The organism is Mesorhizobium sp. M0410, assembly GCF_040321435.1.
In the GTDB taxonomy this organism is placed as follows: domain Bacteria; phylum Pseudomonadota; class Alphaproteobacteria; order Rhizobiales; family Rhizobiaceae; genus Mesorhizobium.
The window spans coordinates 17,731-35,575 of the sequence record NZ_JAMYRN010000032.1; the positions used below are offsets into that span (position 1 = coordinate 17,731).

At 63.1% G+C, this 17,845-nt stretch carries 19 protein-coding genes; 8 read left to right on the top strand and 11 right to left on the bottom strand.

Annotated elements, in window-relative coordinates:
* Positions 1–2: 2 nt before the first annotated feature.
* On the bottom strand, positions 3–557 hold the full coding sequence (gene rsmD, locus NKI63_RS28200) for a 16S rRNA (guanine(966)-N(2))-methyltransferase RsmD (RefSeq protein ID WP_352508899.1): 555 nt from the start codon (positions 555–557) through the stop codon (positions 3–5).
* Positions 538–2,463, bottom strand: coding sequence for a pseudouridine synthase (locus NKI63_RS28205; RefSeq protein WP_352823996.1), 1,926 nt, complete (start codon positions 2,461–2,463; stop codon positions 538–540). Before NKI63_RS28205 ends, rsmD begins: the two co-directional genes overlap by 20 nt.
* A 76-nt stretch (positions 2,464–2,539) precedes the next feature.
* On the opposite strand from NKI63_RS28205, the gene NKI63_RS28210 reads away from it, so the two are divergent.
* On the top strand, positions 2,540–2,992 hold the full coding sequence (locus NKI63_RS28210) for a nucleoside deaminase (RefSeq protein WP_352479909.1): 453 nt from the start codon (positions 2,540–2,542) through the stop codon (positions 2,990–2,992).
* Between the two features lie 71 nt (positions 2,993–3,063).
* On the opposite strand, the gene NKI63_RS28215 is transcribed toward NKI63_RS28210, so the two are convergent.
* Together NKI63_RS28215 and ileS are read right to left on the bottom strand one after the other, a co-directional pair.
* Positions 3,064–3,744 carry a hypothetical protein gene (locus NKI63_RS28215; RefSeq protein ID WP_352508897.1) on the bottom strand — a complete coding sequence of 227 codons (681 nt, stop codon included), beginning with the start codon at positions 3,742–3,744 and terminating at the stop codon, positions 3,064–3,066.
* Between the two features lie 195 nt (positions 3,745–3,939).
* A complete protein-coding gene (gene ileS, locus NKI63_RS28220; RefSeq protein ID WP_352479907.1) occupies positions 3,940–6,930 on the bottom strand; it encodes an isoleucine--tRNA ligase in 2,991 nt (996 codons plus the stop codon).
* A 359-nt stretch (positions 6,931–7,289) separates the two neighbouring features.
* On the opposite strand from ileS, the gene NKI63_RS28225 reads away from it, so the two are divergent.
* Together NKI63_RS28225 and NKI63_RS28230 are read left to right on the top strand one after the other, a co-directional pair.
* Positions 7,290–7,664, top strand: coding sequence for an Xre family toxin-antitoxin system antitoxin (locus NKI63_RS28225; protein WP_352479906.1), 375 nt, complete (start codon positions 7,290–7,292; stop codon positions 7,662–7,664).
* A 2-nt stretch (positions 7,665–7,666) separates the two neighbouring features.
* Entirely contained in the window at positions 7,667–8,101 is a 435-nt protein-coding gene (locus tag NKI63_RS28230; protein ID WP_352479905.1) for an RES family NAD+ phosphorylase, read from the top strand.
* Positions 8,102–8,117: 16 nt separating this feature from the next.
* Here NKI63_RS28230 and NKI63_RS28235 read toward each other — a convergent pair whose 3' ends face one another.
* Both NKI63_RS28235 and NKI63_RS28240 read right to left on the bottom strand, forming a co-directional pair.
* Positions 8,118–8,924 (bottom strand): MipA/OmpV family protein, encoded by an 807-nt coding sequence (locus NKI63_RS28235; protein ID WP_502896144.1) that lies wholly within the window; start codon positions 8,922–8,924, stop codon positions 8,118–8,120.
* A 199-nt stretch (positions 8,925–9,123) separates the two neighbouring features.
* Positions 9,124–10,029, bottom strand: a complete 906-nt coding sequence (locus NKI63_RS28240) for an alpha/beta hydrolase (RefSeq protein WP_352508896.1) — start codon at positions 10,027–10,029, stop codon at positions 9,124–9,126.
* 350 nt (positions 10,030–10,379) lie between these two features.
* Here NKI63_RS28240 and NKI63_RS28245 point away from each other — a divergent pair, with 350 nt between their 5' ends.
* The gene (locus NKI63_RS28245) at positions 10,380–10,934 is read left to right on the top strand and encodes an HdeD family acid-resistance protein (RefSeq protein WP_254817426.1); all 555 of its coding nucleotides are present in this window, start codon (positions 10,380–10,382) and stop codon (positions 10,932–10,934) included.
* A gap of 141 nt (positions 10,935–11,075) precedes the next feature.
* On the opposite strand, the gene NKI63_RS28250 is transcribed toward NKI63_RS28245, so the two are convergent.
* Both NKI63_RS28250 and NKI63_RS28255 read right to left on the bottom strand, forming a co-directional pair.
* A complete protein-coding gene (locus tag NKI63_RS28250) occupies positions 11,076–12,059 on the bottom strand; it encodes a bifunctional riboflavin kinase/FAD synthetase (RefSeq protein ID WP_254817425.1) in 984 nt (327 codons plus the stop codon).
* Between the two features lie 9 nt (positions 12,060–12,068).
* A complete protein-coding gene (locus NKI63_RS28255; protein WP_352508895.1) occupies positions 12,069–12,929 on the bottom strand; it encodes a TIGR01459 family HAD-type hydrolase in 861 nt (286 codons plus the stop codon).
* A 230-nt stretch (positions 12,930–13,159) separates the two neighbouring features.
* Here NKI63_RS28255 and NKI63_RS28260 point away from each other — a divergent pair, with 230 nt between their 5' ends.
* Complete coding sequence (locus NKI63_RS28260) at positions 13,160–13,792, top strand: LysE family translocator (protein WP_352823997.1); 633 nt, start codon at positions 13,160–13,162, stop codon at positions 13,790–13,792.
* Between the two features lie 6 nt (positions 13,793–13,798).
* Here the strand turns inward: NKI63_RS28260 and NKI63_RS28265 are convergent, their stop codons facing one another.
* Together NKI63_RS28265 and NKI63_RS28270 are read right to left on the bottom strand one after the other, a co-directional pair.
* Entirely contained in the window at positions 13,799–14,623 is an 825-nt protein-coding gene (locus NKI63_RS28265; protein ID WP_352508894.1) for a DUF2189 domain-containing protein, read from the bottom strand.
* A gap of 141 nt (positions 14,624–14,764) precedes the next feature.
* Positions 14,765–15,469, bottom strand: coding sequence for a glutathione S-transferase family protein (locus NKI63_RS28270; RefSeq protein WP_352508893.1), 705 nt, complete (start codon positions 15,467–15,469; stop codon positions 14,765–14,767).
* A gap of 106 nt (positions 15,470–15,575) precedes the next feature.
* Between NKI63_RS28270 and NKI63_RS28275 the strand changes: the two genes are divergently transcribed.
* Positions 15,576–15,941 carry a winged helix-turn-helix transcriptional regulator gene (locus NKI63_RS28275; protein ID WP_352508892.1) on the top strand — a complete coding sequence of 122 codons (366 nt, stop codon included), beginning with the start codon at positions 15,576–15,578 and terminating at the stop codon, positions 15,939–15,941.
* A gap of 278 nt (positions 15,942–16,219) precedes the next feature.
* Here NKI63_RS28275 and NKI63_RS28280 read toward each other — a convergent pair whose 3' ends face one another.
* Positions 16,220–16,669 (bottom strand): SgcJ/EcaC family oxidoreductase, encoded by a 450-nt coding sequence (locus tag NKI63_RS28280; RefSeq protein WP_352508891.1) that lies wholly within the window; start codon positions 16,667–16,669, stop codon positions 16,220–16,222.
* Between the two features lie 62 nt (positions 16,670–16,731).
* Between NKI63_RS28280 and NKI63_RS28285 the strand changes: the two genes are divergently transcribed.
* Both NKI63_RS28285 and NKI63_RS28290 read left to right on the top strand, forming a co-directional pair.
* Entirely contained in the window at positions 16,732–17,187 is a 456-nt protein-coding gene (locus NKI63_RS28285; RefSeq protein ID WP_352823998.1) for a MarR family winged helix-turn-helix transcriptional regulator, read from the top strand.
* 126 nt (positions 17,188–17,313) lie between these two features.
* Positions 17,314–17,829 (top strand): CAP domain-containing protein, encoded by a 516-nt coding sequence (locus NKI63_RS28290; RefSeq protein WP_352508889.1) that lies wholly within the window; start codon positions 17,314–17,316, stop codon positions 17,827–17,829.
* Positions 17,830–17,845: the final 16 nt, after the last annotated feature.

Here is a 17,845-nt window from a genome sequence, read left to right on the forward strand (position 1 = left end):
ACTCAGGCGGCCTCGATGAACCGGATGACCGTCTCGCCATAGTTGCGCTCGTCGACAACCGAGAAGCCCGGCCCTGCCTCTAACAGCGCCGCCGTCGCTTCCTCGACGACGCAGAGCGCGCCGGGGGCGAGCCAGCCGCCGGCCTTGGCCGAGCGCAAGGCCCGTTCGCCAAGGCCTTTGCCATAGGGCGGATCGGCGAAGACCAGGCCGAATGCGGCGATGGTGCCCGCCTCGCCCAGGGCCGTCGCGTCGCGGCGGAATATCTTGGTGCGGCCGGTGAGGCCGAAGGCCTCGACATTGGTGCGGATCAGGCCGCGCCCCTCGGCGGATTCTTCGATGAAGACAGCGTAGGAGGCGCCGCGCGACAGCGCTTCGAGGCCGAGCGCACCGGTGCCGGCGAACAGGTCGAGGACGCGCGCGCCGTCCAGTCTTTCGGGAAAGCGATGCGCCAGCACGTTGAAGACCGCCTCACGCGTGCGGTCGGTCGTCGGGCGGATGGCAAAGGTGCGGGGCGTCGCCAGCGGACGCCCGCGAAACTCACCGCCGACGATCCGCATTGCTTCCCTTCGGGCCGCCGCGCGGCCGGTCGCCACCGCCATCCTGACGCTCGCCGCGTGGCTTGCCGAACGGCTTTGCACCGCCGCCTTGCGGCTTGCCGCCGGGCTTGCCGTAAGACGGCTTGAACGAGGCCTTGCGCGCCTTGTTTTCTGCCGCCTTGGCGGCGTCTGCCTCCGCCCTGCCCTTGCCGATCGGCCGTGCGCCCGGCGCCATCCAGACATTGGCCTTGCGCTGGCCCGGCGGCTCGATCGGCCGCTGCTCCCGTTCGGATTTCTTGCCACCGAAGCCGCCACGAGGCTTGTCGCCACGGGGTTTGTCCCCGAAGTCGCTGCGTTCAGGTCTGGGGCCACGCTCGCCAAAGCTCTTTTTCGGCCCAAAGCTCCTGTCGGGGCTTGTCGACAGCTTGCCGAGCGCTTCGTCGCGGCTGCCTTCGCGACGCTTGCGGTTCTTGATCAGGCCGCCCTCGCCGATCGGCCGGCGTTCGCCGTCGCGGTTGAATTTCGGCCGCTCGGGCTCCTCCTCCCGCTCACGCCTGACCGGCTTGTTGGAAAATGGCTTGGCGATATCGGCGTCGAAATTGGCGCCGGACTCTTCGACCAGACGCTCGCCGAGTTGGTCGCGCAGCACACGGCCCTTGATCTCCAGCACATGGCCTTCCGGCAAATCATCGAGCTGGAACGGCCCGTAGGAAATGCGGATCAGCCGCGTCACGTCGAGACCGAGCGAGCCCAGGATGTTCCTGACCTCGCGGTTCTTGCCTTCGCGCAGGCCGAGTGTCAGCCAGGCGTTCGAGCCCTGCTCGCGGTCGAGCGTCGCTTCGATGGCGCCATAAAAGACGCCGTCGACGGCAAGGCCTTCGCGCAGGCCGGCAAGCGCGCTTTCCTCGACCTTGCCGTGGACGCGCACGCGGTAGCGCCTGAGCCAGCCGGTGGCCGGCAGTTCGAGGACGCGCGACAGGCCGCCATCATTGGTGAGCAGCAGGAGGCCTTCGGTGTTGATGTCGAGCCGGCCGATGGTCATCAGCCGCGGCAGCCCGGGGGGCAGCACATCGAAGACGGTCTTGCGGCCTTCGGGATCGCGGTTGGTGGTGACCACGCCGGCCGGTTTGTGGAACAGGAACAGCCTGGTGCGCTCGATCGGCGGGATCTCCATGCCGTCGAGATGGATGATGTCGCCGGGCATCACGTTGAAGGCCCGCGAGGACAACACCTTGCCATTGACCTTGACGCGACCGGCCGCAATCAGTTCCTCGGCGTCGCGGCGCGAGGCCAGGCCGGCACGCGCCAGCCGCTTGGCAATGCGTTCGCCGGCTTCTTCCGTTAGCTCGACGCGACGCGGGCGCGGCTTGAAGCCGCCGTCCGACCCCGCCCGTGCCGTTTGTCCACCTTGCGGCCGATCGCCGCCAAAATCACGCTTGGGACGATCGCCGAAGTCACGCTTGGGACGGTCGAAGCGCCATTCGCCGTGCTCGCCTTCGGCAGTGGCCGGCCGGTCGCCGCGCGGCGCGTAGGGCTTGCGCGGACCTTCGCGCTTCTCATAAGGCTTGCCCTCCGGACGCGGCCCTTTGCTGAACGGCCGGTCGCCGCCCTTGAAGTCGCGCTTCGGCGGTTCGCCTTCGGCCGCCGCTGGCCGGTCGCCGCGCGGTGCGTACGGCTTGCGTGGACCCTCGCGCTGTTCATAAGGCTTGCCTTCCGGACGCGGCCCTTTGCTGAATGGCCGGTCGCCTTTGAAGTCGCGCTTCGGCCGTTCGCCTTCGGCCGCCGCCGGCCGGTCGCCGCGCGGAGTGTAGGGTTTTTTGGCGCCGAAGGACGGCTTGCCGCCCTTGCCGGGAGCGCTATCGCGACCACGCGGCCCTGCCGGCTTCGGGCCGGCCTTGCGCGGGAATTTCTTGTTTTTGTCGTCCATGTGGCCTTTGCTCGTTTGCGCGGGTAGTAACAGGATCGCGCTCTAGTGGCGAGGAGATAATCGGAATGGAAACCGCGTGAAGCGGCAGGATTTCATGGCGCTGGCGCTGAAAGAAGCCGAAGCCGCCGCCCAGCGTGGCGAGGTGCCGGTTGGCGCGGTCGTCGTCGGCGGCGATACGGTCGTTGCGAGTGCCGGCAACCGCACCCGCGAGTTCGCCGATCCCACCGCTCATGCCGAGATGCTGGCGATCCGCGAAGCCTGCCGCAAGCTTTCCAGCGAGCGGCTCAGCGGCCACGATCTCTATGTGACGCTGGAGCCGTGCGCCATGTGCGCCGGCGCCATCTCCTTCGCCAGGTTGCGCCGGCTCTATTTCGGCGCTGCCGACGAGAAGGGCGGCGCAGTGGTCAACGGCGTTCGCTTCTTCACGTCACCGACCTGCCACCATGTGCCCGACATCTATCCGGGCATGGCCGAGAACGCTGCGGCAGCGCTGCTGAAAGACTTTTTTCGCGAGCGACGCGGACCCTGATTTTCCAGTCCGGCAGACGGTCCAAATCCAAGTCAGCCAATCCAGGCAAGAACGTCTCTGGCGCTGTCAGGCTACCAAGGCAGCCAGTCGAACATGCCGCCGCTCTTGCTCTTGGCGGCCGCCTCCTTCTTGAGGCGGCGTTCCTTCTTGTACTCATCCTCGCCGAGGTCATCCACCGGCGCGGTGGGGGCGGCGGCGCGGTATTGCACCGGCGGCTCGCTCAGATATCTGCGGGTGGTCGGGTCGCCCTGTTTGCCTTCAGCCAGACGGCGCTTGACTTCCGCGGCGCGGCCCTTGTCCGACTCCGCTGGAGTCCAGGCCGGCGGATGGCTCGAAGCCGACTGCGCCATCGCGGCCTTGACGGCCACCGGGTCGGTCTGCACGTCATCGACAATCTGCGCCTGGTAGGCCGGGTCGTCCTGATGCAGGGTGGCATCGGCGCGCAGGCGGGCACGGCGCTGCTCCGGCGATTCGGGCCATTCGGCACTTGCCGTCTCGATGCTTTCCTGGGGCGGCGGCAACACTTCCTTCTGCCCCGGCCCTGGCTTCACCAGCGTGGGGCGCGGCTTGTAGTCGATGTTGTTCTTGCGCTTGGGTGCAAAGGAAAAAGCCCCAGTGAGGTCGTCGGCAAGCTGCGAGGCAGCAGGCTTGTCGGTCCCGTAAGTGGGCGAGCCCATGCAGCCGGACAAGGCGAGGCCCGATACGACAAGCGGCGCCAGCAGCGCAACGCGCGCGTAAGTTCTCTCGGTCATGCCAAAAAGTCCCACTGTAGACAGCCTCTCGATTGCCGCCGGCCAAAGAAAGGTCCGGTCCCCGTCGCCTATGCTCTTCCGACGGAATTCCGGCGACAATTTGTCGTCCGGAGTTTCGCGTGTTTACCTCAACCACTCGTTAAGGGCAACGCGCCGGGGCCGATCGGCTGCCCGCCGTGGCATTTGTGCACCGCCTTAGAGGCGGCTCAAAGCCTTGAGTTCATGCAGGACAGCGGCGTCACGGGCCGAAACATCCGGGAATTCCGGATCTGAGCCGACATCGGCGGTGTAGCGCCAAGAGCGCGCGCACTTCACCAGGCCGCGGTTCTCCGCCTTCTCGACGACCACGGCGACGCCTTTAACGTCGTCGAGGGTAAAGCTGCCCGCCGGCGCCTTGCCGTGCACGATTACCAGATCGCTGGTGATCGCCATCTCGGCCATATCGACATCGGCGATCGCCGCTTCGAGCGCGGCATCGTCGAGGGTGACGACCGGCACCGCTTCCAGCGAAGAGCCGATGACCTTCTGCGCGCGGGCGATTTCCAGCGCGCCGGTGACGACACGGCGGACCTGCCGCACCTTGCGCCACTTCTCCGCCAGCGCCTCGTCCTTCCAGTCCGCCGGGATTTTCGGGAACTGGTCGAGATGCACCGAGACCGCATCCGGATGACGGTCGAGCCAAGCCTCTTCCATAGTGAAGGGCAGCATCGGCGCCAGCCATTTCACCAGGCAGTCGAAGAGATGGCGCACCACCTGCACGGAAGCCTTGCGCTTCACGCTGGAAGGCGCTTCGCAGTAAAGCGCGTCCTTGCGGACGTCGAAATAGAAGGCCGATAGCTCGACCACCATGAAGTCGAGCAGCGCGCGGGTGATGCGCTTGAATTCGAACGCGTCGTAGCCCGAGCGTACGACTTCATCGAGTTCGGCGAGCCGGTGCAGCATCAGCCGCTCCAGCTCCGGCATCTTGTCCAGCGGCACCTCCTCGCCGTCGTCATGGGCGAGTGTGCCCAGCATCCAGCGGATGGTGTTGCGCAGCTTGCGGTAGGCGTCGATATTGGTCTGCAGCACGTTCTTGCCGAGCCGTTGGTCTTCCCAATAATCGGTCGTCACCACCCACAGCCGCAAGATGTCGGCGCCGGACTGCTTGATGACGTCCTGCGGCACGACCGTGTTGCCGAGCGACTTCGACATTTTCCGCCCCTCCTCATCCATGGTGAAGCCATGGGTGACAACGGTGTCATAGGGCGCCCTGCCCCTGGTGCCGCAGCTTTCGAGCAGCGACGAGTGGAACCAGCCGCGATGCTGATCGGAGCCTTCGAGATAGAGGTCGGCCGGCCATTTCAGGTCGGGCCGGTCCTCAAGCGTGAAGGCATGCGTCGAGCCTGAATCGAACCAGACATCGAGGATGTCCATGACCTGCTGCCATCTCGAGGCATCGTGATTGCCGAGGAACCGCTCCTTGGCGCCGGCGGCGAACCAGGCGTCGGCGCCTTCTTTCTCGAAGGCGTCCATGATGCGCTGGTTGACTGCCTCGTCGCGCAGCACGTTGCCGTCGGCATCGGCAAAGACGGCGATCGGCACGCCCCAGGCGCGCTGGCGCGACAGCACCCAGTCGGGGCGCTCCTCGATCATGGCGCGGATGCGGTTCTGGCCGGCGGCGGGCACGAAGCGGGTATCGTCGATGGCTTTCAGCGCGCGGCCGCGCAGCGTCGTGCCGTCGCCAAGCTCCTGGTCCATATAGACGAACCATTGGGGCGTGTTGCGGAAGATGATCGGCTTCTTCGAGCGCCAGGAATGCGGATAGGAGTGCTTCAGGCGGCCGCGCGCGAACAGCGCGTTGCGCTTGATCAGCTCGTCGATGACAGCCTGGTTGGCGTTGCCCTTCTTGCCATTGTCGTCGATGACGCGCGCCGCTCCACCCTCGCGGTGCGGGCCGAAGCCCGGCGCGTCCTTGGTGAAGAAGCCGGCATCGTCAACGGTGAAGGGGATCGCAGTGTCGATGCCGCGCTGGCGAAGGTCAGAGGCGGCATCCATCCAGGCGTCAAAGTCTTCGCGGCCGTGTCCCGGCGCGGTGTGGACGAATCCGGTGCCGGCATCGTCGGTGACATGATCGCCGGCGAGCATGGGCACGGGAAAATCGTAGCCGCCACCCAGACTTTTGAGGGGATGCGAAAGCGTAAGATTTTCAAGCTCTTCGGCGCCAACGTTGCGAAGCCGATTCAGGGTGACCTTGGCCTTCGCGGCAGCGTCGTCTGCAAGTTTCTCGGCAAAGATCAGCTTTTCGCCGGGCTGGGGACCAAAGGCGTTCTCGGCCGCTGTAACCTCATAGAGACCATAGTTGATGCGCGGCGAGTAATTGACGGCGCGGTTGCCGGGGATTGTCCACGGCGTCGTCGTCCAGATGACGACGCTGGCATCAAGCAGATCGAGCGACGTCTGCGTCAGCTTGGGATCCAGGGCTGGCTGTCCATCCTCGATGTTGATGACCTGGCGAGCGAGGCTGACGACCGGAAACTTCGCCCAGATCGTGTCCGACTCATAGTCCTGGTATTCGACCTCCGCCTCGGCCAGCGCGGTGCGTTCGACGACGCTCCACATCACCGGCTTGGAGCCGCGATAGAGCTGGCCGGACATGGCGAATTTCAGCAGCTCGCCGGCGATGCGCGCCTCGGCGTGGAAAGCCATCGTCGTATAGGGATTGTCGAAGTCGCCGACGACGCCGAGGCGCTGGAACTCGGAACCCTGCACCTTGATCCAGTGCGCCGCAAACTCACGGCATTCCTGCCGGAACTCGTTAACCGGCACCTCGTCCTTGTTCTTGCCCTTGGCGCGGTACTGCTCCTCGATCTTCCATTCAATCGGCAGGCCGTGGCAATCCCAACCGGGTACATAGTTCGAGTCATAGCCGCGCATCTGAAACGAGCGGGTGATGACGTCCTTGAGGATCTTGTTCAGCGCGTGGCCGATATGGATGTTGCCATTGGCGTAAGGCGGGCCGTCGTGCAGCACGTATTTTTCGCGGCCGGCTGCGTCTTCGCGCAACTTGCGGTAAAGGTCCATGTCCTGCCAGCGCTTGACCAGCAGCGGTTCCTTTTCCGGCAAACCGGCGCGCATCGGGAAATCCGTCTGCGGCAGGTAGAGCGTTTTGGAATAGTCGATCGTCTCGGCGGTCTCGGTATCAGTCATTCGTCTGCCATATGCGTTGCCGGCGGCAAAAGAGCCCGGGCGTTGAAGTTCTTCGCTTTGACGCATATCGTCTTCCCAAAACCGGACCCACTTTTGGGCGATATGCGTTGATGATCTGGAAAAAGCGCGAGAGGCCGCGCGCAAGATTCCCGGCGGCCCCGGCGGCGGTCAAGCCGCCCGGAACACCGGGCCTGTAATTCGTATCGCAGTCGCGAGAAGGCGCGAAAAGCTCGTCATGGCTGGGCTTTTAACCGAGACAGGCGATATTGAAAAGCCCGAACTCTGATGCTTCCTTGCGTTAGGTGCCAATTGCGCATACATTTGTAGGCAAATGGCCTGCAGTGCCAAGGAAACAATTCATGTCGGTCGCAGCAAGGGCAATTCGCGCAACACGCGACTTTTCCGTCCCTACGGACAAGATCGATCATCTGCGCAGTCTGGGTTTCAGTAGCGAAGAACTCTATCGTATCGTTGCCCCCCGCCGCACGCTGGCGCGTCGCAAGGAACATGCCGAGCCGCTTTCGCCAGCTGAATCCGACCGCGCCCTGCGCCTTGAACGCATCGCCGAGCAGGCGGATCGGGTATTCGGTAGCCATGAGAAAGCCCAGCGTTGGCTGAGAAGCGAGATCATAGCATTGGATGGTGCAAGGCCGATCGATCTCCTTGAGACAGAGACCGGCGCCCACGTCGTTTCCGAAGAGCTTATCCGTATCGACTTTGGCATGCTTGCCTGACGATGCGCATCTGGCGCATCTCCAGTTTCGCGGATCTCTCGGGTCGTGGCGGAACGCTCGTTGATGGAAGATGGAACAGGCGCGGAATGCCCATCGTCTATTGCACCGACCACCCTTCGACGGCACTGCTGGAGATACTGGTGCATGCGACGCGCGAAACCGTTCCGGAAACCTACCAGCTTATCGAAATCGACGTTCCGGACGGAATAGAAATGACCGAACCGGTTATTCAGGACGGCTGGGACAAGGACATGGAATCGACACGGCGACAGGGCACGGACTTTCTCTCGGCCAATCGTTACGCGCTCATGAAAATTCCTTCGATCATAATGCGCAAGGCAAACAACTATCTGCTCAACCCGACCCATGACGATGCGTCACGCATTACGATTGCGGGCCTATACCATTATCCGTTCGACAGCCGTTTGATCAAATGAGCCGACGCCCGCCCGCTCACATCGAGAAATCGAAGCGGTAGGTTGTCGACACGCCGATCGTGAACTGGTTGCGATCGCCGCGCTCCTTGACCAGGCTGGAATCGCCGGCCGGGCCCATCAGGCGGGAATATTCGCCGAACAGACTGGCCGTCATCGGCTCGGTCACCTTCCAGGTCACCGCGCCGCCCAGGCCCGCCGACTTCACCCCGCCACCGGGATGATATTCGCTGAGCCCCGAGGCCAGGGACTCCTCGGCATCAACGCCGTAATAGGCGTCGAAATAGTCCGATGAGGCGAATGAAACGCGCGGCCCGCCCGAAATCCTGACATCGGGCGTCACATCGTAAAAGGCGTCGGCGGCGATGTCGGCGACAAAGCCGTTATGGGCGCGAATGCCATGCCGCAATTCGGCGCGGGCACGCAGCCAATCCAAAGGATAGAATTCGAAGAAGCCGCCGGCCTCGCCGCCCCAGCGCACCGGGTCGAGGCCCTTCAACTCGTCGGCATCACCACCGTCGCGGGAAAACAGGAACTTGCCTGTCAGGCCGGCGCGGACGCCGCCATCGTCGATCAATGCCAACGAGATATTGTCGTTGCGCGAGGTGAAGCGCGCCGCGGGACCAGCTTTGCCGAGCGAGATGATCGGCGAGGCGCTGAGCAGGTACTTTTTGCCGCCTTCGAAATTCGGGGCAACCATGCCGGTGGCGCCGACCGTCAGGTACCAGTCTCCGGACATCCAGCCAAAGGTGCCCTCGCCTGCCTTGGCAACGCCGCAGGCGCCGAGCATGAATGCGGCCAAGACCGTCGGGACAGACCGCATCATTACTCCATACGTCGAACGCGTTGACGAACACTATCAGCCTTTATCCAAGCCATGGCGCCAGTTCGGTAAAATTTGACTTAATGTCCGTAACGTTGGCGGCATTGGCCGGGCTGTTTTCCGCATTGCAGCGAATTGTACTGGCGCACCAAGATTCCAGATCAAGACGTTTGGAATGCGCCAGCAGCTGCCTCGGCAGGGGTTATAAATATTCGCGGGCAAACATGCCCGCGCTGTGAAGAGCGCGCCGACCGGCACCCAGCCCCGCATTCCAAACCGGCCAAGCGTGAATCATATGCGGCCAAATTTCGAGACGTACTTTGACGTCAGCCGCGCCAGCGGCTTCCGCGAGCCGAGTTGCGTCCGACAACAGCGTCTCGGCCGAACCGACTTGTATAAGCATTGGGGGAAATCCGCTCAGATCGGCGAACAAAGGCGAGATCAGCGGATCGCGCCGACCAACGCCATTGGGAACATAGGCGGTTGCCAGTTCCCCCAAATACGCCCGGTGGATGATAGGGTCGATTGCGTCCTTGGTTGATAGTGTCGCGCCGGACATCGAAAGGTCCGTCCAGGGCGAACACAGCCAAAGACATCGCGGCAACCGCTCGCCTGCCGTGCGCAATATACTGACCAGGCACAGGGTGAGATTGCCGCCCGCACTGTCTCCCCCAACCACGATGCGATCCGGCGCGATGCCTTGCCGCCTCAGAAAGCGCCATGCGGTGAGTGCGTCTTCATGTTGCGCAGGGAAAGGATGTTCCGGCGCGCGTCGATAGTCGATCGCGAGGGTGCGCATTCCCATTGCCCGACCTGCCTCGGTCACCATTCGACGATGACTTTTAAGAGAGCCGGAGCAGTAGCCGCCACCGTGGAAAAAGAGCAGAATCTTATCCCTGTCACTGCCAGGCGCCAGGGACCACTCTCCCTCGAGGCCATCGAAAACCACATGCTCGCATCGGATGTCCTCCGCGACCGGCCAGACCGAACCGACTTCGTCGAGCCGTGCCCGGCGTTCGTCCCAGCGGACCGTTCGTGGTTTTGACGTCAACAGCCTGCGGATGGCATTGATCTCCAGCAGATCGCGGTGTTCGTCCATATCGCTCATTTTGCTTCCCCAGCCTCATCAAGCGTAGAAAACGGTATACAGCAGCAGCCGCACGTCATCGATAAAGGGCCAATTCCAGCGCTGGCAATTTTTCGTTTCACTTGCGCCATGGCGAATACACGGGACGACGGGGGTCGCCCGTAAACCCGCTTGTCATCTTTTAGCGCTGGCCCACCGCTGCACACGATCGAATATTCCATCTGGTATTTGGCCGCTTCGGATAAAAAGCGAAGGTCTGGCAAGCGGATCGCTCGGGAGTGTTGCGCTCACAGCCTGCTCGCTGGACGGGCAAGGCGATCGGCGCTACCTTTCGGAACAAAGAAGCTAGGCAACCTTGACGGAGAAGGGCAATGACCGTGCACAGCGATGCCATGAAAGACGCCATTGGCCAGACGCGGGCGAAGTGGGGATGGTTCGTCGCGCTCGGGGTGCTGCTGCTCATCTTCGGCGGCATTGCTTTCGGCAATCTGTTCATCGCAACCGTCGCCTCGGTTTATGTCGTCGGCTGGCTGATGCTGATGGCCGGCATTGTCGAGATCATCCATGCCTTCGGCGTGAAGACATGGGGCCGCTTCTTCTATTGGCTGCTCAGCGGGCTTCTCTACGCCGTCGCCGGGTTCTTCGCCTTCTACAATCCACTGCTGGCCTCGGCGGTGCTGACATTCCTCCTGGCGGTCGCGCTGCTTGCCTCAGGCGTGCTCAGGGCCTGGGTCGGCTACAGCCACCGGCCGCAGCCGGGCTGGGGCTGGGTGGTCACGGCCGGCGTCATCAGCGCGCTGGCGGGACTGGTCATCGCCATGGGTTGGCCGTTCAACAGCGTGTGGGTGCTCGGCCTGTTCCTAGCCGTCGACCTGATTTTCCAAGGCTGGACCTTCATTGCCGTCGGCCTGGCGCTGAAGAGATAAATTGTGATCGACATGGCGGATTGCAGGACGCCGACAGGTAATGCTCGTCGTTCATTTCTATCGCATACCTTCGAGATTGGCTGAAATCCCCAGCTTCATCATCCCAGGGCGAAGCGACGCGGACGACGACGGCGCGGGTTGTCAAAACGCGATCGCGCGGTCCAGCCCGGAAAGCGGCCTGACGCCGGCGAGCAGTGCCTTCGCCTCGGCCTCGTCACGCTTCATCTGGGCGACCAGCGCGTCAAGCCCGTCGAACTTCACCTCCGAGCGCAGGTAGCCGAAGAAGGACACGGCACAAATCTCGCCATAGAGGTCGCCGGAAAAGTCGAAGACGAAGGTCTCCAGCAATGGCGCGCCATTGTCGTCGACCGTCGGCCGGCGGCCGAAGCTGGCGACGCCATCATGAAGGGAACCGTCGGCGCGGCGGAAGCGGACGGCATAAATCCCTTCCTTGAGGGTGGCTTCCGGCGAAAGCCTCATGTTTGCGGTCGGAAAGCCGAGTGTCCGGCCGAGCTGCTGGCCGCCGATCACCTCCGCCTCGACGGTGAAACGGTAGCCGAGCAAGCCGGCGGCCTCGGCCACATTGCCCTCGCACAGCAGCGTGCGTATGCGGCTCGACGACACCACCTCGGCGCTTTCGTCGCGAAACGCATCGACCAGCGTGACGCCGAAGCCGTGGCGCTCGCCGGCAGCCATCAGATAGGCCGGACCGCCCTGGCGGTCCTTGCCGAAATGGAAATCGAAGCCGGTGACGGCGTGGCTTATGCCGAGGTTGCGCTCGAGCACGCCGGTGACGAAAGCCTCCGCCGACAAGGAGGCGAACTCGCGTGTGAACGGCTGCTCGACCAGCGCCGCAAAGCCCAGATGCGACAACAGCCGCGCCTTCATCGGCGGCGGTGTCAGCACGAACAACGGCATGTCCGGCCTGAAAACCTTTCGCGGATGCGGTACGAAGGTCAGCACCAGGGCGGGTACGCCGCGACGCTCCGCTTCGGCGCGCGCGCGTTCGAGCACCGCCTGGTGGCCGCGGTGGACGCCGTCGAAATTGCCGATAGCCACCACGCCGCCGCGCAGATGGGCCGGCAGCGGTGCGGTTGCGGAAATGCGTTCGAACATTGCCGTCATGGCTTGAACCTATTGCAGTCTGGGAATCACCGCGACCGGCCTGTAGCCGTATTTTTCCAGAAAGGCCGCGAGCCTAGCCGGATCCGGCTGCAGCGTCTCACCGTAATCGCGGGCATGGATGCCGCCCGATACGTAGAGCACGTCGAAGCCATTGTCGGCCGCGCCCTTGATGTCGGTCATCATGCCGTCGCCGATGGCCAGAACTTGCGAACGCTCGACCGGGCGGCCGAGAATGACGGCGACCTCCTTCATGGCGACGTCATAGACCGGCGCGTACGGCTTGCCGGCGATCAGCGTGCGTCCGCCAAGCTGTGCGTATTCGCGGGCCAAAGCGCCTGCGCACCAGATCATGCGTTCGCCGCGCTCGACGACGATGTCGGGATTGGCGCAGATGAAGGGCAGGTTCCTGGCACGCAGCCGCCGCAGAAGATCGGCATAATCTTCCGGCTTCTCCACCTCGTCGTCGAACAGGCCGGTGCAGACCACGCCGGATGCTTCGAACTCCTCGACGAGCTCGACGTCGAGGCCCTCATAGAGCGTGAAATCCCGATCGGCGCCTATATGGAAGATCTTTCGCGGCCCTTCGACGATCAGATCGCGGGTAACGTCGCCGGACGTTACGACACGGTCATAGGCAGCGGGAGGAACGCCGATGGCGTTCATCTGCGCCACCACGTCGGCGCTGCGGCGCGGCGAATTGGTGATCAGCACGACAGGTATTCTCGCCGCGCGAGCAGCGATCAGCGCGGCAGCCGCCGCCGGGAAATGCCATTCGCCATTGTGCACCACGCCCCAGACGTCGCACAGTATGGCTGAATAGGCTCCCGACAAGTCTGCGAGCGAACCGATGATGTCGGGCGAATCCGCCATGCCGTTGTCCCTGTACCATGATGCTTGCAAGCGCCGCGACCGACGGTCCGTAGCGGCCGGCCCGGATTAACCGAAGCGCTTCGCCCTGTCACCAGCTTTCATTGTGTCCGCAAGATTGTCGTCCGGGAACTAAGGCAGGAGGCCCGGCGCACTGGCGCAAAGGCTCCTGCCCTCATGCCCTTGCGGATGATGGAAGCATGTGGTGAGTGTTCCCATCCGGAGATGCGCTCTTGCCTGAACCCGCCAACCACCTTGCCTTCGCGCTGGTCTGCCTCGGCATGGTGCTGACGCCCGGCCCGAACATGATCTATCTGATCTCGCGCTCGCTGTCGCAGGGGCCGAAGGCCGGGCTGATCTCGCTGGGCGGCGTGGCGCTCGGTTTCTTGTTCTATGTGCTGTCGGCGGCGTTCGGCATCACCGCGCTGCTGCTCGCCGTACCCTTTGCCTATGATGTGCTGCGCCTTGCCGGCGCGCTCTATTTGCTGTGGCTCGCCTGGCAAGCGGTGAAGCCCGGCGGGCGCTCGCCCTTCCATATCCGCGAACTGCCGAAAGACAGGCCGCGCAAGCTGTTCGCGATGGGCCTGATGACCAACCTGCTCAACCCGAAGGTGGCAGTGCTCTATCTGTCGCTGCTGCCGCAATTCATCAGCCCCGGCAAGGGCCACGTGCTGTCGCAGCTTCTAGTGCTCGGTGCCCCGCAGGTAGCGATCAGCCTGACCGTCAACGCCATCATCGCGGTGACGGCCGGCTCGATCGCGGTTTTCCTCGCCGGGCGGCCCTTATGGATGGTGATCCAGCGCTGGATGATGGGCACGGTGCTGACCGCGCTGGCCGTCAAGATGGCAACCGACGCGCAACGCTGATCGGTCCTACATCGGCCGCCTGACCTGCTCCGCCCGCTCCGGTTCGACCACCCTGCGATAAAGATGCCAGGTCGCGTGGCCAAGGATGGGCATGACGACGGCAAGCCCGGCAAATAGCGGGATCGAGCCGATGACCAGGAGCACGGCGACCATCAGGCCCCACAGCGCCATCTGCAGCGGGTTTGTCAGGACGGCGCGCGCCGACGTCTCGACTGCCGAGACCGCGCCGACATCGCGGTCCAGCAGCAGCGGAAAGGCGACGACGGTCGTCGCCAGAACGATCGCGGCGAAAGCGAACCCGGCCAGGTTGCCGAGCAGGATCAGCTTCCAGCCCTTGCTGGTCGTCAGCACCTCGCGAATAAAGCCGGCAATAGAGGCCGGAGGCTGATTGCCGTACAGGCCGGTGTAGATCGACTGCGCGGTGAACAGCCAGAGCAGGAACAGTACCAGCAGCATAATACCGATGACTGCAATCGCGGGGAGCGCCGGCGAGTGGCGCACATCGAGCGCATGCCACCAGGATGTATCCATGCCGAACTCGCGCCGGCGGCTGATTTCGTAAAGGCCGATAGCCGCGAACGGACCGACCAAAGCGAAGCCGGACATCAGCGGATAGATGAGCTGGATGGCGTTCGAGCCCGAGGTCCACTGCGTCAGGATCAGGCCGACCACCGGATAGATCAGGCACAGGAACACATAATGCGACGGCTTGGCCCAGAAATCCTCGACGCCGAGACGGAGCGCATCAATCAGATCCTCGGTGCTGATGCGGCGCACCGTGGGCTGTACATGCATTCCACGTGCATCAGCCATGACATGAAAGCCGGCCATAACCTTTCTCCCGTGTGTCGGGGCGGTCACCGCCAGGATGGCCGCCTGCAGCTGCCACTTCAAGAACGGTGACATGATAGCCGATCTGGGCGTGCTTGTCGCCAGCGCCCGGCGCCAGGGCGCCGGGCGCTGAGCGAACAGTTACGCCGCGAAGCGATCGATCACCTCGGCCAGCGGCAAGTGACCGAAGCAAGCGCCTGACCCGGCGAGCTTTTCGCCAGCCTCGACAGCGAGCGCGTATTGCACGGCCGGATCGGCTTCGATGCGGCGGCGTAGCGCCGCCAACTTTGGGTAAGCGGCGCCGTCGACCGCCTGGTGGAATTCCGCCCAGCGCGCCACGCCGATCAACGTGGTGTCGGCAAGCGTCAGCCGCTCGCCGATCAGGAAATCCGTGTCGAGGATCATCGCCTCAAGCTGGTTATGGCGGTTGGTAACGACCTTGCGGCCGAAATCACGTAAAGTCGCCAGCAGCACCGGTTCGGCCGACTCCATTTCATATGCCGCCCAGAGCGGGGTGAAGGCGGCGGTGAAGCCGGTGTTTATGAAGGCGACCAGCTGGTGCATCCGGTCGGCCTCCGGCGAGCGAGGATCGAAGCTGATACGGCGTTGCGTATCGCGGGCTTCGAGCCAGGCGGCAATCGCCATGGTCTCGGTGAGTACCCTGCCCTCGTCCGTGATCAACACCGGCGTTTCCTGACGGCCGTTGATGCTGGCATAGGCCTCGTTCTTCATCTCAGTGAGCATGTCGACACGACACAGGCGATAGGGTTGTCCGAGGCGTTCAAAAGCAGCGACAAGCCCCATCGAACTTCCCAGCGGGAAGCCGTAAAGGAGAATAGGTTCCATTTCTTTGTCTCTTCCATGTTAGGGGTCACGCTGCGCAGCGAAACTTGACCCTAAACGCTGGTCGCCCCATGTAAATTAGGCACTATTCTGTAACCAGGTCCCCGCCATGAAAGATGTCGTCTCACGCTGCCCGATCGAGGAGACCATGCGTGTGCTCAGCGGTCGATGGCCCACCTTGCTGCTCTATTATCTCAAGGATGGTACCAAGCGCTTCAGCGATTTGAGGCGTGACAACCCGGCAGTGTCGCACCGCATCCTGGCGCTGGAACTGCGCAAGCTGGAGGAAGCCGGGATCGTGCGGCGAACGGCGCATGTCGGCTATCCGCTACACGTGGATTACGACCTCACGGAGCCCGGCCTCAAGCTTGTGCCGCTTATCGACGCCCTGGGCGACTGGTGGGAACATACCGAAGACGATCGGGCCGGCCGGGTTTCATCGACGCCGGAAACCAAACTCGTGGCGGCGGAATAGCCGACCGGCGATCACCGCGCCGCAAAGAACTGCCGGCGAGAGCCCAGCGCGCGCCAAGCCGTTCATACATTAGATCCCGCAAGACCAAGCGACCGGCTTATATGGCGCGCCATTGTGGCCGGCCAAACCGGGCAAGGCGCGGGCCATCCAGCACCAACTCCTGTAGCATGGCTCGCCAATCCCGATTCACCTGACCCGCCGTTCGATCTCATTGCCCGATCAGATCGGCTGACCATGCTGGATGGCTGTCGCTTTCGACTCTGACGTGAATGAAGAGCCTACTTATCCTCTTGAAGTTTCTCCTGAGACTTTGCCATTTGATCGTCTCCAAGTTCCATATTGTGCATCGTTGCAATCAACCATTCATCGTGATCCCGCGTCGCCACTACGCTGATTAATCCGAGCCGACGCGGCCATTCGTTTCCCATCGGATCGAGTGCGCCAGTCATGGACCACCGCAGGTCGAGCGTGGCAACATCAGGGCGAACAAGCCTGTTCCGCACGCTTTCCGCGGATAGGTGGCTGTGCTTGAACATCTTCTCAAAAATTGGGGCATGGAACTGCTCGATCTTGTCACGTCCAGTCGCCTGCATACCGAAGACGTTTGTAAATTCGGCATCTGCCGCGAATACGGCGGCAAAGGCGCGAGCATCGTGACGATTCCAAGCTTCGATCAGCCTGTGCGCGACACTTTCCACCCCTTCAGTTCGGACGTTGCCGGCAGCCATGCTGACCTCCTGTCATATAGTTCGGTTGCCATACTATATGGACACCATATAAGTTTGGAAAGATGGATAATCCGCCATACACGCAGTCTCTGCTTCTCTATGCTTATCAATCGTCGGCGAGCGCTTTGGTCCAGGTTCTCCGGGAGAGCGGCCATTCGGCAATCAAGCCCAAACACGGCGCTTTATTCGCCAACATCGACGCGGAGGGAACCCGACCCAGCGTCCTCGCAGAGCGTGCGGGCATTGGCAAAGCATCGATGGGTGAGTTGATCGATGAACTGGAGCGCCTCGGTTATGTTCGGCGCTCGCATGATCCGAACGACCGACGGGCCAAATTAATCGTTGCAACTGACGCGACGCTTGCGGTGATCCGGACCGTCCACGATTTCAATCAGCGTCTCGAAGACCAATACCGGAGGCTGCTTGGTGCTCAGGCGTACGAATCGCTCCGGTCGTCACTGCAAGCGATATCCCCCAGAGAAAATTTGCAACCGAGGATACCTCGCCAGCGCTCGTGAAGCCGCAGAGATGGGGCAAAAGAAACTGTCTGTCCGTGCCTGACTGGTATCGAGCCGGAAACCATCATCACGCATTTTCACCGCCCCGCCCGGCAAAAGCCATGATCGCGCTTATGTCAGGCGGGCATGACCGTTACGAAAATCGAAAATTATGGGGCCCAACCAAGCCTAAGCAGGCGCGTGCTGCTCAGAGCTGCCGGCCTTGGCGCCCTTGCCGGGCTCGTCGCCTGCGCCACCGTGCTGCCCACCGGCGAAGGCGCCGGTGTCTCTGCCTCCGCCGCTGGCACGCTGGCCGGCATCCGCGCTTCGGCGGGTCTCGGGCCGCTTGTCCCCGATGCGCAGCTCGAGCAGGCAGCGCTGCAGCAGGCCGGCTATATGGCGCGCGGCGGCCGAATGAACCACACCACCGGCTGGGGCAAGGACTTTGCCTCGCGCGTCAAAGACAATGGCATTGCCGGCGCTGCCGCCGAAAACATCGCCGAAGGCCGCTTCGACCAGCAGAAGCTGTTTGATATCTGGGTGCATTCGCCAGGCCACCGCCGCAACATGCTCGACCCGCGCTTCACCCGCTTCGGTCTCGCTTACGTGCGCGACGGCCGCGACAGCACGCTTCGCTACTGGTGCCTTGTGCTCGGCAGATAACTTCCGCCATTTGGTC

What these genes read in the sequence shown, in the direction of transcription:
- NKI63_RS28240 (WP_352508896.1), bottom strand. Translation starts at nt 10,029, where the DNA reads ATGAGCGATATGGACGAACACCGCGATCTGCTGGAGATCAATGCCATC.
- NKI63_RS28275 (WP_352508892.1), top strand. Translation starts at nt 15,576, where the DNA reads ATGAAAGATGTCGTCTCACGCTGCCCGATCGAGGAGACCATGCGTGTG.
- NKI63_RS28290 (WP_352508889.1), top strand. Translation starts at nt 17,314, where the DNA reads ATGACCGTTACGAAAATCGAAAATTATGGGGCCCAACCAAGCCTAAGC.
- NKI63_RS28235 (WP_502896144.1), bottom strand. Translation starts at nt 8,924, where the DNA reads ATGATGCGGTCTGTCCCGACGGTCTTGGCCGCATTCATGCTCGGCGCC.
- NKI63_RS28205 (WP_352823996.1), bottom strand. Translation starts at nt 2,463, where the DNA reads ATGGACGACAAAAACAAGAAATTCCCGCGCAAGGCCGGCCCGAAGCCG.
- NKI63_RS28280 (WP_352508891.1), bottom strand. Translation starts at nt 16,669, where the DNA reads ATGGCTGCCGGCAACGTCCGAACTGAAGGGGTGGAAAGTGTCGCGCAC.
- rsmD (WP_352508899.1), bottom strand. Translation starts at nt 557, where the DNA reads ATGCGGATCGTCGGCGGTGAGTTTCGCGGGCGTCCGCTGGCGACGCCC.
- NKI63_RS28230 (WP_352479905.1), top strand. Translation starts at nt 7,667, where the DNA reads ATGCGCATCTGGCGCATCTCCAGTTTCGCGGATCTCTCGGGTCGTGGC.
- NKI63_RS28255 (WP_352508895.1), bottom strand. Translation starts at nt 12,929, where the DNA reads ATGGCGGATTCGCCCGACATCATCGGTTCGCTCGCAGACTTGTCGGGA.
- NKI63_RS28265 (WP_352508894.1), bottom strand. Translation starts at nt 14,623, where the DNA reads ATGGCCGGCTTTCATGTCATGGCTGATGCACGTGGAATGCATGTACAG.
- NKI63_RS28270 (WP_352508893.1), bottom strand. Translation starts at nt 15,469, where the DNA reads ATGGAACCTATTCTCCTTTACGGCTTCCCGCTGGGAAGTTCGATGGGG.
- NKI63_RS28245 (WP_254817426.1), top strand. Translation starts at nt 10,380, where the DNA reads ATGACCGTGCACAGCGATGCCATGAAAGACGCCATTGGCCAGACGCGG.
- NKI63_RS28285 (WP_352823998.1), top strand. Translation starts at nt 16,732, where the DNA reads ATGGATAATCCGCCATACACGCAGTCTCTGCTTCTCTATGCTTATCAA.
- ileS (WP_352479907.1), bottom strand. Translation starts at nt 6,930, where the DNA reads ATGACTGATACCGAGACCGCCGAGACGATCGACTATTCCAAAACGCTC.
- NKI63_RS28250 (WP_254817425.1), bottom strand. Translation starts at nt 12,059, where the DNA reads ATGACGGCAATGTTCGAACGCATTTCCGCAACCGCACCGCTGCCGGCC.
- NKI63_RS28215 (WP_352508897.1), bottom strand. Translation starts at nt 3,744, where the DNA reads ATGACCGAGAGAACTTACGCGCGCGTTGCGCTGCTGGCGCCGCTTGTC.
- NKI63_RS28225 (WP_352479906.1), top strand. Translation starts at nt 7,290, where the DNA reads ATGTCGGTCGCAGCAAGGGCAATTCGCGCAACACGCGACTTTTCCGTC.